Here is a 15,238-nt window from a genome sequence, read left to right as displayed (position 1 = left end):
GGGCGACACTCGCCTAACATCGTTCCTTGTGCCGTCTGACGTAGTAGTGCCCCCGCAGTCTCCGCCCACTGGCCCCGACGCTCGCCCCGAGTCGGATGCCCAACGGGTGCAGAAGGCACGAATCATCGCGATCGTCACCGGTCTGCTCGGCATGCTGTTGGCGCTCGCCACCCCGTTCCTCCCGGTCGACCAGAAGGCAGCAAGTGTCAGCTGGCCGCAGGACGGGTCGTTGAACAGCGTCTCGGCGCCGCTGATCTCCTACTCCCCGACCTCCCTCGACATCACCATCCCGTGCCCCGCGCTTGGCCAGCTCGGCGAAGACGGCGGCACGCTGGTCTCGACCATGCCGAACGGTGCGCCCGACCGCGATGCGCGCGGCCTGACCGTTCGGACCACCGCGGATCGCCTCGAGGCGATCACCCGCGAATCGGTCCTGATCTCGGCGCCATTGGGCGAACTCACCGGATGCACCGCGCTGACCATCACCAGCGACTACCAGCAGACCGTCGCCACCGTCACCGGAATCGACGGCCTTACTACAACCCTGACCGGCGACTACCGTCCGCAGGTTGTCGGCATCTTCACCGATCTGCAAGGCGCTCCGCCGGCGGGCCTGTCCGTCAACATGGACATCGACTCCCGATTCTCTTCCAGCCCAACACTTCTCAAGCTCTTTGCGATGATCGTCGCGGCACTCTCCACGATCGTCTCGCTGTACGCGCTGCACCGGATCGACGGCGTCGACGGCCGACGCGCACGACGGTTCCTCCCGGCGCGGTGGTGGAAATTCACGGGCGTCGACGGCCTGGTCATCGGAACGCTCCTGCTGTGGCATGTGGTGGGCGCCAACACGTCCGACGACGGATACCTCCTCGGCATGGCCCGGGTTTCGGAACATTCTGGATACATGGCCAACTACTTCCGGTGGTTCGGTGTTCCCGAGGCGCCGTTCGGTTGGTACTACGACGTCCTCGCGGCGTTCACCAAGGTGAGTACTGCCAGCATGTGGATGCGGTTGCCCGCGTTGATCGCCGGCATCCTGTGCTGGATGGTGATCAGCCGCGAGGTGATCCCACGGCTCGGTGTTGCGGTGCGCCGCAACAAGGTTGCCATCTGGACCGGCGGCCTCGTGTTCCTGGCGTTCTGGTTGCCGTACAACAACGGTTTGCGTCCCGAACCGATCATCGCGCTCGGCGCTCTGCTGACGTGGTGCTCCATCGAACGTGCCGTTGCCACAGGCCGTTTGCTGCCTGCGGCGGTTGCGGTGCTGATTGCCGCGTTCTCCCTCGCTGCCGGCCCGTCGGGACTCATCGCGATCGGTGCACTGCTCGCCGGGGCGCGCCCCATCGTGCAGATCTTGATCGCCCGCGGCAAACGAGTGGGTTTCTTCTCGCAGATCATGCCGGTCCTCGCGGCCGGAACCGTCGTACTTGTTGCGGTGTTTGCCGATCAGACGTTGGCAACGGTGCTCGAATCGACCAGGGTGCGAACAGCTATCGGCCCCAACGTCCCGTGGTTCGAGGAACGAGTTCGCTGGGACGCTTTGATGACCATCTCCCCCGACGGCTCGTTGGCACGCCGCTTCGGCATGTTCGTGATGATCGTCGGACTGATCTTCTGCGTCATGCTGATCCTGCGGAAGGGCCGGATTCCCGGCACCGCGATCGGGCCGTCGCGCCGGATCCTGGGCATCGTGTTCGCGTCGCTGCTCCTCATGCAGTTCACGCCGACCAAGTGGACTCACCACTTCGGCGTGTATGCGGGGCTGGCAGCAACGGTGGCCGTGCTCGCCGCGGTGGGAGTCAGCGCGTCGAGCATGCGTTCCAAGCGGAACCGTGCGCTCTTTGCCGCAGGCATCCTGTTCATCCTGGCCGTGGCGTTCACCAGCTCCAACGGCTGGTGGTACGTCTCGAGTTACGGCGTCCCGTGGTGGGACAAGCCGCCGTCCATCGCCGGCAAGGGCTTCTCCACCGCGTTCCTCGGCCTGACGATTCTCGCGTTGCTGCTGGCTGCGTGGTTCCACGTTCGTGAACCCCTCGAGAAGTCGACTCCGAAGAAGAACAACGGCCGGACAGCTCGCCTGCTCGCAGCGTCCCCGTTGACGATCGCGGCAGGCGCGGTTGTGCTGTTCGAGGTGTTGTCCCTGGTCAAGGGCGCGGTCGCGCAGTATCCGGCGTACTCGATCGGCAAATCCAACGTCGAATCCGTCTTCGGCGGAACTTGTGGCCTCGCCGGTGAGGTCCTGGTCGAATCCGATCCCGATACCGGTGTTCTGCAGCTGATCGACCGCCCCGCCGACCTGGCAGGCGCAGGCGCTTTCGGGGCAACCGAATCAACAGGATTCACCCCGGACGGAGTGGCGAGCGACCTGACCGCAGATGCCGAGGACAAGGCTGCCGGCAGCGCCAACAGCCTCGACACCACCACGTCGGCAAACGGCACCACCACCCCGGGAACGGGCGCAGGTACCGGAGGCGGATCGGCGTCGACGGCCGGAATCAACGGAAGCAACGTTGCGCTCCCGTTCGGCCTCGATCCCGCGACCACTCCGGTTCTCGGCAGCTTCGGCTCGTCGGAAGCCGCTTCCCTGACCACGGGTTGGTACGCCTTGCCGCAGCGCAGTGACGCGGCGCCGCTGCTGACCATCGCTGCCGCCGGGCGTATCCGCTACGTCGACACCGACGGCATCGTCACACCAGGTGCAGTTGTCCACGTCGAATACGGCAAGACGCAGGCCGACGGCAGCGTGACAGCGCTCGGCCAGATCGATCCGATCGATATCGGCCCGTCTCCGTCGTGGCGCAACCTGCGTGTCCCGATGGATCAGCTCCCCGCCGATGCCGACACCGTGCGTGTGATCGCCAGTGACTCCGACATCGGCGGCGAGAAGTGGGTTGCACTCACCCCACCGCGGGTTTCCGACATGCGCACTCTGCAGAGCGTCGTCGGATCCACCGATCCGGTACTGATGGACTGGGCTGTGGGTCTTGCATTCCCGTGCCAGCGTCCGGTCGATCATCTCTACGGCGTGGCCGAAGTTCCGGACTGGCGCATCCTTCCCGATCGCATCGGTGCGGAGTCCACCAATGCCTGGCAGGACCACTACGGCGGCGGTCCGCTCGGCTGGACCAGTGAGTTGCTCGCAGCCCGCACCTTGCCGACGTATCTCGACAACGACTGGGATCGCGACTGGGGTTCGCTCGAGCAGTACACACCGCTCGATCCGGCGGCGGAACCCGCTCAGATCGACGTGACAACCGAGACCCGTTCGGGCACCTGGACACCAGGTCCGATTCGATACCAGTCATAACTGTTACCGGTGGACCTACCAAACCTCCCGGGCACGGTAGGTCCACGGGTAACACTCGCATAACATCGGTAGCCGTGCCAGACGTCGCCACAGTGCCACCCTTAACTCCGAGTTCGCCGCCATCCCGTCCGGATGCACGGATGCGCTTCCGACAAACGCGATTGATCGCGATAATCGCGGGCCTCATCGGATTTGTTCTGGCACTCGCCACCCCGCTTCTTCCGGTGGTGCAGACGACGGCAGCGGTCAACTGGCCGCAGAACGGCGTGATCGGCGACGTCGAGGCACCCTTGATGGCTCAGGTCCCCATCGACGTCAACGCGTCGATACCCTGCACCACTGTCGGCTCCCTTCCCGCTGGCGGCGGCATCCTCATGTCCACGGCCCCCGCTCAGGGCGACGGTGCTGCCCTCAGTTCCATGTTCGTGCGTGTGTCCGAAAGCAACGTCGACGTCCTTGACCGCAATGTCGTCGTGGCGTCGGCTTCGCGTGAGGACGTCGAGTCCAGCCGCTGCAACGCCATCACGTTCAACTCCGACGTCGACCGGACCGCCGCAGCATTCGAGGGACTCACCTACCCCGACGGCAACCCCGTTCGTGGACAACTCGACGGCGACTTCCGTCCCCAGGTGGTCGGTGTCTTCAGCGACCTCCCCGACGGCGCGGCCCCCGAAGGTCTCGGATTCTCGATGACCGTCGATTCCCGGTTCTCGTCCAGTCCGACGACGCTCAAGCTGGTTGCGATGATCGTGGCCGTCTTGTCCACCATCGTGTCGCTGATCGCCCTCGCCAAGCTCGACGGAATCGACGGCCGCACTCACCGCCGCTTCCTCCCCGCACGCTGGTGGAAGTTCTCCGGACTCGACGGCGTTGTTGTCGGCACGTTGACCTTGTGGCACTTCATCGGCGCAAACACCTCCGACGACGGTTATCTCCTCACCATGGCCCGCGTTGCTCCCGACGCCGGATACATGGCCAACTACTTCCGCTGGTTCGGCGTCCCCGAAGCCCCGTTCGGTTGGTACTACGACGTGCTGGCGGTGATGGCCAAGATCTCGACGGCCAGCCCGTTCATGCGCCTGCCCGCGTTGATTGCCGGAATCCTGTGCTGGATGGTCATCAGCCGTGAAGTTGTTCCACGCCTCGGACGTGCGGTCCGCCGGAGCAACGTCGCGCTGTGGACCGGCGGGATGGTCTTCCTCGCATTCTGGCTCGCCTACAACAACGGTCTGCGACCCGAGCCCATCGTCGCGCTCGGCGCCCTGCTGACGTGGTGTTCCATCGAACGCGCCATCGCGACCGGCCGACTGTTCCCGGCTGCCGTTGCAGTGCTGATCGGCGCCTTCACGCTCGCTGCTGCCCCCACCGGATTGATGTGTATCGCAGCGCTTCTCGCGGGTATCCGGCCCCTCATCCGAATCGTCGTGAAGCGTCACCGTGAGGTCGGCACACTGCCACTGCTTGCACCGATCGCGGCGGCCGGAACCTTGGTGCTTGTCGTCATCTTTGCTGATCAGACGCTGGCCGGCGTTCTCGAGGCCACCCGCGTCCGGACCATCATCGGACCAAATCTCGAGTGGTACAAAGACTTCCTGCGGTACTACTACCTCTTTGTCGACACGGTCGACGGCTCGGTAGCCCGCCGATTCGCCTTCCTGACGATGATCCTGTGCCTCTTCACGACGCTCTTCGTGTTGCTCCGACGCGGCCGGGTTCCCGGCGCCGCTACGGGTCCGTCGTGGCGTCTGGTCGGAGTTGTCTTCGGCACCATCTTCTTCATGATGTTCAACCCCACCAAGTGGACTCACCACTTCGGTGCGTACGCCGGCATCGCCGGTTCGCTCGCGGCACTGACAGCTGTTGCAGTATCCGCGTCGGCACTGCGATCGCGCCGCAACCGCTCGGTGTTCGTGGCCGGCCTGCTCCTGATGCTGGCGTTGACCTTTGCCGGCATCAACGGCTACTGGTATGTCTCGAGTTACGGTGTGCCGTGGTTCGACAAGACTGTCTCCTTGAGCGGACACGAATCAAACACCCTGTTCCTCGCACTCTTCGGGCTCGCTCTGGCCGTCGCGGCCTGGCAGTACCTGCGTGAGGGATTTGCGGCGGCACCGGAAAAGCCGAACACCGTCAAGGGCAAGCGGATTCGCAAATTTGCCGCAGCGCCGCTGACCGTGATCGCCGGCCTCATGGTGCTCTTCGAAGTCCTCTCTCTCCTCAAGGGTGCCGTCTCCCAGTACCCGGCATACTCACTGGGCCGTAGCAACATCGAAGCCCTCGCCGGAAAAACCTGCGGCATGGCCGAAGACGTGTTGGCCGAGACCGACGTCAACTCCGGCAACCTGGCGCCCATCCCCGGCCCTGGATTCAATGCCGAAGACCCCTTGGCGGGCGAAGAGGCGAAGGGCTTCTCCGCCAACGGTGTTCCCACCGATCTGACCGCGGACTACATCGAGGTCAAGCAGGGCATGGGAAACACCGATACCCAAAGCGTCGGCCCCACATTCGAAACCGGTTCGGACTCCGGAACCAGCGGCGGCACCGGCAATATCGGCGTCAACGGGTCCACCGCCAAACTCCCCTACGGCCTCGACCCGGCCACTACGCCCATCATGGGCAGCTACCAGGCCGGCGTGCAGGAACCGGCGTCACTGATCTCGAGCTGGTATCAATTACCCGCTCGCAGCGAACAATCTCCGCTCGTTGTCATGTCGGTAGCCGGACGCGTCTGGTCCGTCGACAACACCGGAGCGGTGACCTACGGTCAGTCACTGCTCGTCGAGTACGGCAAGACGCAGCCGGACGGGACAGTGGCACTGCAGGGTTCGTACATGCCCCGCGACATCGGGCCGGCGCCGTCGTGGCGCAATGTTCGTATCCCGATCGACGAACTCGCCACCGACGCCGACGCAGTCCGCGTGGTTGCCTTCGATCCCAACCTCACCGGCGATCAGTGGATGGCGTTCACGCCGCCTCGCGTGCCGAAGCTCGAGTCACTCAACTCGTACCTCGGCAGCGAGCAGCCGATTCTCCTGGACTGGGCTGTCGGCCTTCAGTTCCCGTGCCAGCGTCCGTTCTCGCATGTGAACGGCGTCGCGGAGATGCCGAACTTCCGCATCCTCCCGGACCGGCCACTGGCTGTCAGTTCGACCGACACGTGGCAGTCCGCGGACAACGGCGGGCCGCTCGGGTTCACCGAGGTCCTGGCCGAGGCCACGGCAGTCCCGACGTACCTGAAGAACGACTGGGCCCGCGACTGGGGATCTCTCGAACGTTACGACCGGTACTTCCCGAATGCCGTTCCCGCAGAAGTGGAGACGGGCACCGCAACCCGCTCGGGTATGTGGATGCCCGGCGAGATGCGGGTGCACTAGCCTGCACTACCTACTCGGGTGCGACGTACGGAGACGGCCGAGACCGCTCCGACAACTACGACGCACCCGAGTAGCTGCGCAGCACTTGGCCGTTCACCCAGGAGAACGACCGCCAGCAGTACGGCGAGTACCGGCTGCATGAGCAGGAGCGTCGCACCCACCTCCGCAGGCAGCCGAGGTAGCGAATAGCCCATCAGCATCCAGCCGAACACCTGGCCGACCAGAGCAAGAGCGGCCAGCCAGATGAACGCTTCCCAGCCGGGGGTGGAATCGATCTGCCCCCACAGTGATCCGATCAGGGAACCGGCAATACCTGCCGAGGCTGTCGACACCAGTACCTGACTCGCCGCACGGTCGGCCGTGCCGATCCGGCCGACAACGAAGATGTAGCCGCCGTAGGCGATTCCGGAGATCAGGGACAGCACTGTTCCCCACAGCAGATCCGTCCCGGCCGCTGCGCCGCCGAACACACCGCCCGCCAAGGCAATTCCGGTGAACATGAAGGGCAACGCAAACAGAAAGCGCAGCGGAACGCGATTGCCGAACACCAGCCAGGACAGTGCGGGCACCACGATCACCTGCACATTCACGACGACGCTTGCTATCCCGGCGCCGATCATGAGAATCGACTGCGACCACAGAGCAAAGTCCAGCCCGAGCAGGATGCCGCCCAATGCTTGCAGCACCAGCGCCCTTCGGGTTGGCATTCCCACCCGCCGATACTCGCGCCACGCCAGCATGGCCAGCGGCGGCAAGGCCAGGAAGCACCGGAAGAAGACCGCCGTCGACGGCGATACATCTGCCAGTTTGATCAGAATCGAACTGACGGAGATAGCAGCGGCGCCGCCGATGACCAGTAATCGAGGATCGAAGCGAGCCTGAGTAATTCGGGTGGGCGTGCGCGTGGGTGAGGTCAAGGTGGTCACTCCCACAATGTTCCTGCCGCTAACTATTCAGCACAAGCAAATATTCGGATCGCATATTGCGTAGCATTACTACCGTGTTGAACCTCGAAAGGCTGCGCGCCCTGCACGCCGTCGCAGAAAACGGATCAGTTGCCGCTGCCGCGCGCACTCTGCACGTCACGCCGTCGGGCATCTCACAACAGCTGAACAAACTCGAGCGCGAAGTTGGTGTGGCGCTACTCGTTCCCCAAGGCCGAGGCGTACGGCTCACCGAAGCGGGCCGCGTCCTGGCCCGGCGAACCGCCGAGGTTCTCTCGGTCCTCGCTCAGGCCGAGGCCGAAATCGCGTCACTGCACAGTGAGGTGACGGGACGACTGCGCTTGGGTGCACTCGTCTCTCCCAGCCGGACGGTGCTGCCGAAAGCTGTCGCCGAGATCAAACGCGCGCATCCTCAACTCGAAATCACCTTCACCGAAGGCGAATCCGAGGAACTTCTCCCCGCCCTCATCCGCCGCGACCTGGATGTTGTTGTGGTCGACAGCTGGAGCACTCTGCCCATCGAACTCCCTGACGGACTCTCGTTCACCCCGGTGTACGACGACGTCGCGGTGGTCGCCATCCCCGCGTCACATCCGCTGGCGGAGAACAAGGTTGTTGCGCTGCGCGAGTTGTCCGACCACGCGTGGGCGAGTTGGACGCGCGGCACGGATTTCCACACCTTCACCGTCAGAGTCTTGCGCGCACAAGGATTCGACCCACGAATCGATTACGAGGTAGCCGAGTTCCCCGCGCAAGTGGAATTTGTGGCGCAAGGGCTTGCCGTAGCGCTGATTCCGCGTCTCGCGAGAGTGATACCACCGGTAGGTGTTCGGATGCGCGACACTCTTCCGCCGCTGCGACGCGACATCTATGTGGCCTGGCGAACCGACAGCGAGCGGCCCGCTGTGCGGGCAGCGATCGAGGCGCTGCGTGAACAGTTCGATGCCCTGGATACAGCGCAGGACACGGCACAGGACACGGTTGACTAGGACAATCCAACGACAACGGCCCGGCACTTCGAAAGTACCGGGCCGCGACAACTGAACGGTTACAGCGGCATCAAGTTGTGCTTGCGCGGGTTCTTGAAAATCGTCTTGTCCTTGAGCAACTTCAGAGCCTTACGGATTTCGAGACGCGTCTGTGAGGGCTCGATCACCGCGTCGATGTATCCGCGCTCGGCCGCGATGTACGGCGTCGCGACAAACTCGTTGTAGTAGTTGATCAGCTGAGCACGCACCGCGGGGGCATTGTCGCCCGCTTCGGCAAGCTGACGGCGGCCCATGATGTTGACGGCACCCTCGGCGCCCATCACAGCGATACGCGCCGTCGGCCACGCGAGGTTGATATCGGCGCCGAGCTGCTTGCAACCCATGACGGCGTACCCGCCGCCGTACGCCTTACGAACTACCACGGTCACCTTCGGCACAGTGGCTTCGATGTACGAGAACAGGAAACGCCCGCCGCGCTTGATGACGCCGACTTTTTCCTGATCGACACCGGGAAGGAAACCCGGTGTATCGACGACAAAGACGAGCGGGATGTTGAACGCGTCGCACAGGCGGACGAAGTGCGCAGCCTTGTCGGAACTCGCCGCATCGAGGGCACCACTGAGGTACGTGGGCTGATTCGCGACAACCCCCACAGGCAAGCCGTCGACGCGGGAGAACCCGGTGATCACGTTGTGCGCGACCTGGGCTCCGATTTCGTGGAAGGTGCCGTCGTCGAAGATCCGCAGAATGATGTCGTGCATGTCGTAGCCGGCGTTGTCCGCGTCCGGCATGAAGGCATCGAGTTCGAGGTCCGTCTCGGTGATCTCGGGTTCGAGGCCCGGATTGATGAGCGGCGCCTTCTCCTGCCATGAGGAGGGCATGAAGCTCAGGTACTCACGCACCCACTCGAACGCAGCCTTCTCGTCCGGGGCGACGTGATGGATGTTTCCGTTCTCTGCCTGCTTGCGCGCTCCACCGAGGTCGTCGAGGCTGACCTCTTCGCCGGTCACCGACTTGATGACGTCGGGGCCCGTGACAAACATGTAGGACTCTTCGGTGGCAACCACGACGTCGGTGTTGATGGGCGCGTATACCGCTCCACCGGCACACTTTCCGAGAATCACCGAAATCTGCGGGCACACGCCGGACAAAGGCTCCTGACGTGAACCCATGTTGGCGTACCACGCCAGTGAGGAGACCGCGTCCTGAATTCGGGCTCCACCGGAATCGTTGATGCCGACGACCGGGCAGCCCACTTTGAGAGCAAAGTCGTTGACAGCGGCGACCTTCCGGCCGAACATCTCGCCGGCAGCGCCGCCGAACACCGTCTGATCGTGCGCAAATACAGCGACGGGGCGCCCGTCGACGGTTCCGTGTCCGGTCATGACGCCGTCGCTGTACGGATTGCCTTCGCCCGCCATTTTGACCAACGCGCCGATCTCGATGAAACTGCCTGGATCGAGAAGCATGTCGATGCGCTGACGGGGCGTGCTGTGCCCTGCCTCGTCGCGCTTGGCAATGGCCCGGGCGGAGCCGGGTTCCTTTGCCTTCTCCAACTTTTCGCGGAGTTCAGCAAGCTTCTCCGCGGTGGTTGTCGTCACTTCTGAACTCCGGTTTCCGCTGCTTTGATCTGGGCTGTTTCGATCTGGGCCAGCTTGGTGGTGAGGTCTGCCGCGACCTTCGAGATATACGGCTCGTCCACGATCTGCAGGTGATCCCCGCCGATGTAGACGACCTCGAGGTTCTTCACGTAGCTGCCCCAACCACCGTCTGCCTTACGGGTTTTGAATGCAGGCTCGAGCGTCATCAGTTCGTCGTGGTACTTGTCTGCCATGTAGATCACGACGTCGCCGTCGTAACTCTGGAACTTGGCGGTCTGGATGGCGCGATTGTCCAGGAACGACGTCCGCTGGTGCTCGATGATGCCGCCGGGGATCTTGACGCCACTCATCTTGATCATGTCCATCAGGAACTGCATCTGATCTTCATCGGATTCGATTTCGGCCAGAACATCCACGGGCAATGGCACATCGAGGTTGTAGGTGCGCTTCGCGAAGGCTCCGTACCGCTCCCACCGCTTCCGTCGCTCCTCCGCGGTGTCCGGAACGTCCTCGCCGGCCATGACGGTATCGAGCATGCCGACAACCCGCACATCGGCCCCCTGCTTGCGCAGGATGGCTGCGACGGCATACGCCAGCACGCCGCCGAGCGACCAACCGCACAACACGTACGGTCCGTCACCCTGAATTTCACGGAGCAACGGCACGTACTCTTCGGCGCGCTTCTCGATCGGGCCTTCTGTGCGCTCGAACCCGTACATCGGCGTGCCGGCAGGCAGACGCTTGAGCAGTGGTTCGTACGCAACGGTGGATCCACCGGCCGGGTGGAACACGAATACCGGTACGGCAGTGGAACCTTCGGGGCGGCCGCGCAGAATACGCACCACACCGTCGATCTTGCCCTCGTCTTCGAGGTACTGACGCACAACGTCCGCAAGGTCTTCGATCGTGCCGGAACCACGTACGTCGTCGACGGTGACTTCGCCGCCGGCCCGCTCGGACAGCCGGACAGCCAACTTTTGTGCCAGATCGTCGTCGACGGTGGGCAGAGCATTGAAAATGCCCTTGGCCGACTTGCCGGTGACCACTGCCCACGTCGCAAACGTCAAGCGTTCAGCGGCATCTCGCGGCGGGACGTCGGAACCTGCGTCGTCCGCAGTGCCCGCACGGGAAGGATCGGCAGCAGGCATCTCCACCGGGAGCTCAACCGAAGCCGACGCCGAAACCACCTCGCCGTCGCCGGCATCCGCCGCCAACTTTTCGGCGGCCTGCTGATCGGCCATCGCCTGAACCTCTTCGCGGTTCTCGATGGCGTAGCGCAGGTACTTGTTGACCTCGAGCAGGCTTGCATCCTTGACTGCCTGGAGCTGCAACTGCGGAATGTCGAACTCGTACTCGACGCGGTTCTTGATGCGCATCGCCATGAGCGAATCGAGACCGAGTTCGATGAGCGGAACCTCGGCCGGCAGATCTTCCGGCGAGTAACCCATGGATTCCGCGACAACGATCCTCAGACGGTCGTCGAGGCTCTGCGAACCGTGGGGATCCCACTTGTCGCCGGCATCTTCGACTACCTCGGCAAGAGCTTCCATAGCGCCCGTCGGACGGGCCGGTGCGGCGACGACAAGCTCGGGCAAAGCCTCACCCGACGTGACAACCGCGTCGAACAGCAACCGGAAGGAGCCGTTCTCGCGGGCATGCACCTGCACCGACGCTCCGCCCGGGTGCGGGTTGAGCGTAGTGGTGACCGTCGCGGCGCCTGAAAGCTCGCCGTGCGGGACGGCCGCGGTGAGCGTCACATCCGAAAGAACCTGAGCTGCAGCGGCAGTCACCAGAGCGGCCAGGTCGGAGACGACGGATGCGTCGGCTTCCCACACGTGGCGGCCGTCGGGCAGGGCAACGTGCGAACCGGGAGCGCGTCCCGAGCCGCCCGCATTGACCCGAATGTCGAGCCAGTACGGCTTGCGCACAAAAGCAGTGCGCGGCAGAACTGCGAATTCACCTGCAGGAAGCAGAGATTCGAGATTCACAGCGTGACCGTGAACGTACAGCTGAGCCAAAGCCGACAGCACGCCGACGGACTCGTCTTCCTTACGCTTGAGCGTCTGAATGAGCTGCATGTCGTGCAGGCCGGCATCGAATGCCGTTGCGGCAACGGACATCAAGGTCACCGGATTGGGAGCAAGTTCCACAAACGTGGTGTGGCCGTTGGCAACTGCCAGACGCACAGCGTTGGTGAAGTACACACTGTGGCGCAGTCCCTTGACCCAGTACGCTTCCTGGTGGATCGGCTCGTGGCCGGCCTTGTAGAACGTGTCCTGATCGACGGACGAGTAGACACCCACCTTCAACGTCGACGCTTCGATACCGGCCAACTCGGCAGCCAGTTCGCCGAGCAGTGGATCTACCTGCGACGTATGGCTTGCACCCTTGGTCTGCAGAACGCGAGCCATCTTGCCGTCGGCCTCAGCGGCGGCGACGATTGCCTCGATATCGGGCTGCGGTCCACCGATCACCGTGTGCGTCGGCGCCGCGTACACGCAGACCTCGAGCTTGGGATACGTGGGCAGCAGCGCTTCGATCTCGGTCGCGCTGTATTCGAGCAGAGCCATCAGGCGGATGTCGTCACCGACCAGGGCGCCCTCGGCTTCGCCCATCAGACGCGAACGCGAACAGATAACGCGGACAGCATCTTCCAGGTTCAGGCCACCGGACACGTAGGCCGCCGCAGCCTCACCCATCGAGTGCGGAACAACAGCGTCGGCGTCGGCGCCGTGATGACGCAGCAGCGCGGCCAGGCCGACCTGAATGGTGAAGATCGCGACCTGAGCGGTTTCGACGTTGTACTCGAACGAGTCGTCGAGGAACATCTCCGCCACCGAGTACCCGGCCTCGTCCTGGATCAACACGTCGACCTCGTCGACGGCTGCCTTGAACGCCGAGTTCTCCAGATACAGCTGCTTGGCCATCTTGCGGTGCTGCGAACCGAAGCCCGAGAACACCCACACCGCCCCCTTGGGCGACGGTGCGTCGGCGGAGAACACACCGGCAGCGGGCTTTCCGGCAGCAACGGCGCGCAGGGCGCTGATGGCTTCGGAACGAGTCTTGACCACAACGGCGGCGCGTGAGCGGCCGTGATTACGACGCGAGAGTGTGCGCGCGACATCCACCAGCGGCGTCGTGCTGCCCTCTTCGGTTTCGAGCCAGTCCGCCAGATCAGCGGCCGCGCGGCGACGACGCGACGGCAATGCGCCGGACACAGCGAGCACAACCGTCTGGTCTTCGACGAGCCCCATCGACTGCGCTGCGTCGGCAAGAACACCGGCAGCTTCGGTCTCGACATCCAGAGTCTCGACATCCAGATCAGCATCGGAGTCCGAAACAACAGCGGCTGCCGGCACGTACTCCGTCACCACGACGTGCGCGTTGGTTCCACCGAAACCGAAGCCGGACACACCGGCGATCGCCTTGCCGGTGTAGCGGGGCCACTCGGTGGCCTCGGGCGTCACCTGCAGGTGCGCCTTCTCGAAATCGATGTGCGGGTTCGGGCCCAGGTAGTTGAGCGTCGCGGGAATCTTGTTTTCCTGCATCGCCAGGACAACCTTGATCAGGCCGGCAGCACCGGCTGCGGCCTCGAGGTGCCCGAAGTTGGTCTTTGCGCTGCCGAGCAGTGCCGGCTTGTTGTCGTCACGTCCACGCCCGACGACGCGGCTGAGCGCGTCGGCCTCGATGGGATCACCGAGATCGGTGCCGGTGCCGTGAGCTTCGATGTAATCGACGGTGCTCGGCAGAATTCCGGCGTCGCGGTACGCAAAACGCAGCACGTCGGCCTGAGCGTCCGGGTTGGGTGCAAGCAGTCCGTTGGAGCGGCCGTCCTGGTTGACGGCAGAACCGGCGATGACCGCAAGGATGGAATCGCCGTCACGCTCGGCATCTTCGAGACGCTTGAGCACAACAAGTCCGCCGCCCTCGCTGCGAACGATTCCCTGTGCCTGAGCCGAGAAGGCGCGCAGTTTGCCGTCGGGAGCGAGCATGCCGATCTGATCGAACCCGAGAGTTCCGGGAGGGGCCAGCAGCATGTTGATGCCGCCGGCAAAAGCGATGTTGGAGTCGCCGCTGCGCAGCGAGCGCACAGCTTCGTGCACTGCGACCAGAGAAGACGAGCACGCGGTGTCCAGCGCGATGGACGGCCCGCGGAAGTCGAAGAAGTACGAGACACGGTTCGCGACGACGGCCGTCGACGTTCCCGTCAGTGCGTACGGGTGTGCGTTCGTGGGGTCGCTGACCGCGAGCAGCTGGTAGTCGTTGGCGGAACTGCCGATGAAGACACCGACCTGCTTGCCTTTGAGATCGCTCGCGGGAATGTGCGCATGCTCGAGCGCTTCCCAGGTCAGTTCGAGAGCGAGGCGCTGCTGCGGATCGACGTTGACGACCTCGAGCGGGGACATCGCGAAGAATTCCGCGTCGAATCCCTTGACGTCGTCGAGGTAGCCGCCCTTGGTGTTGGCGTTCTCGATCGCGGCCCTGAGAGCGGGATCGGACTTGAACTCGACCCAACGATCCTCGGGCAGGTCGCTGATGCCGTCGCGGCCCGCGGACAGCATCTCCCACATCTCCGACGGCGTATGTCCGGCGCCGGGGAAACGAGTCGACAAGCCGACGATGGCAATGTCGTGGGCATCCGTGCTGGCGCCTGGCGCGTAGTACGACGCGTCGACGCTCTCTTCCGGCACCTCGGGCTCGCCCTCGATGATCCGAGTGGCCAGCGACGCGATGGTCGGGTGCTGATACGCAACGGTGGCAGTCAGTGTGATTCCGAGCAGATCCTCGATGTCGCCGCTCAGGGCAACCGCATCACGTGATGCGAGCCCGAACTCCTCCATCGGACGATCGTCCGTGATCGTCGTGGCCGGCTGACCGGTCGCGTCGGCGATCCAGTTGCGTAACCACTCACGGAGCTGCGCGACACTCATGTCGACACCGCTCGCGTCAGCAGTAGCGCTCACGTCTACGGAACTGTCCTGCGCACCATCTTGTTCAACCATCAACTCACCAAGCTACC

General features: G+C 64.0%; 6 protein-coding genes. 3 read left to right on the top strand and 3 right to left on the bottom strand.

Going from position 1 to position 15,238, the window contains the following annotated elements:
• Positions 1 to 28 precede the first annotated feature (28 nt).
• Positions 29 to 3,310 (top strand): arabinosyltransferase domain-containing protein, encoded by a 3,282-nt coding sequence (locus R4P64_RS04530; RefSeq protein ID WP_411742634.1) that lies wholly within the window; start codon positions 29 to 31, stop codon positions 3,308 to 3,310.
• A gap of 140 nt (positions 3,311 to 3,450) precedes the next feature.
• Entirely contained in the window at positions 3,451 to 6,684 is a 3,234-nt protein-coding gene (locus R4P64_RS04525; protein ID WP_411742633.1) for an arabinosyltransferase domain-containing protein, read from the top strand.
• Here the strand turns inward: R4P64_RS04525 and R4P64_RS04520 are convergent.
• A complete protein-coding gene (locus R4P64_RS04520; protein ID WP_411742632.1) occupies positions 6,681 to 7,610 on the bottom strand; it encodes a DMT family transporter in 930 nt (309 codons plus the stop codon). The genes R4P64_RS04525 and R4P64_RS04520 overlap by 4 nt on opposite strands.
• Positions 7,611 to 7,684: 74 nt before the next feature.
• Between R4P64_RS04520 and R4P64_RS04515 the strand changes: the two genes are divergently transcribed.
• Positions 7,685 to 8,617 (top strand): LysR family transcriptional regulator, encoded by a 933-nt coding sequence (locus R4P64_RS04515; protein ID WP_095887646.1) that lies wholly within the window; start codon positions 7,685 to 7,687, stop codon positions 8,615 to 8,617.
• A 59-nt stretch (positions 8,618 to 8,676) separates the two neighbouring features.
• Here R4P64_RS04515 and R4P64_RS04510 read toward each other — a convergent pair whose 3' ends face one another.
• Complete coding sequence (locus R4P64_RS04510) at positions 8,677 to 10,218, bottom strand: acyl-CoA carboxylase subunit beta (RefSeq protein ID WP_045066350.1); 1,542 nt, start codon at positions 10,216 to 10,218, stop codon at positions 8,677 to 8,679.
• Positions 10,215 to 15,221, bottom strand: a complete 5,007-nt coding sequence (gene pks13, locus R4P64_RS04505) for a polyketide synthase Pks13 (RefSeq protein ID WP_411742631.1) — start codon at positions 15,219 to 15,221, stop codon at positions 10,215 to 10,217. The genes R4P64_RS04510 and pks13 overlap by 4 nt, the downstream gene beginning before the upstream one ends.
• Positions 15,222 to 15,238: the final 17 nt, after the last annotated feature.

Origin of the sequence: Rhodococcus sp. IEGM 1366 (genome assembly GCF_033142425.1) — a bacterium.
In the GTDB taxonomy this organism is placed as follows: Bacteria; Actinomycetota; Actinomycetes; order Mycobacteriales; family Mycobacteriaceae; genus Rhodococcus_F; species Rhodococcus_F globerula.
This window is presented reverse-complemented; position numbering and strand designations above follow the sequence as displayed.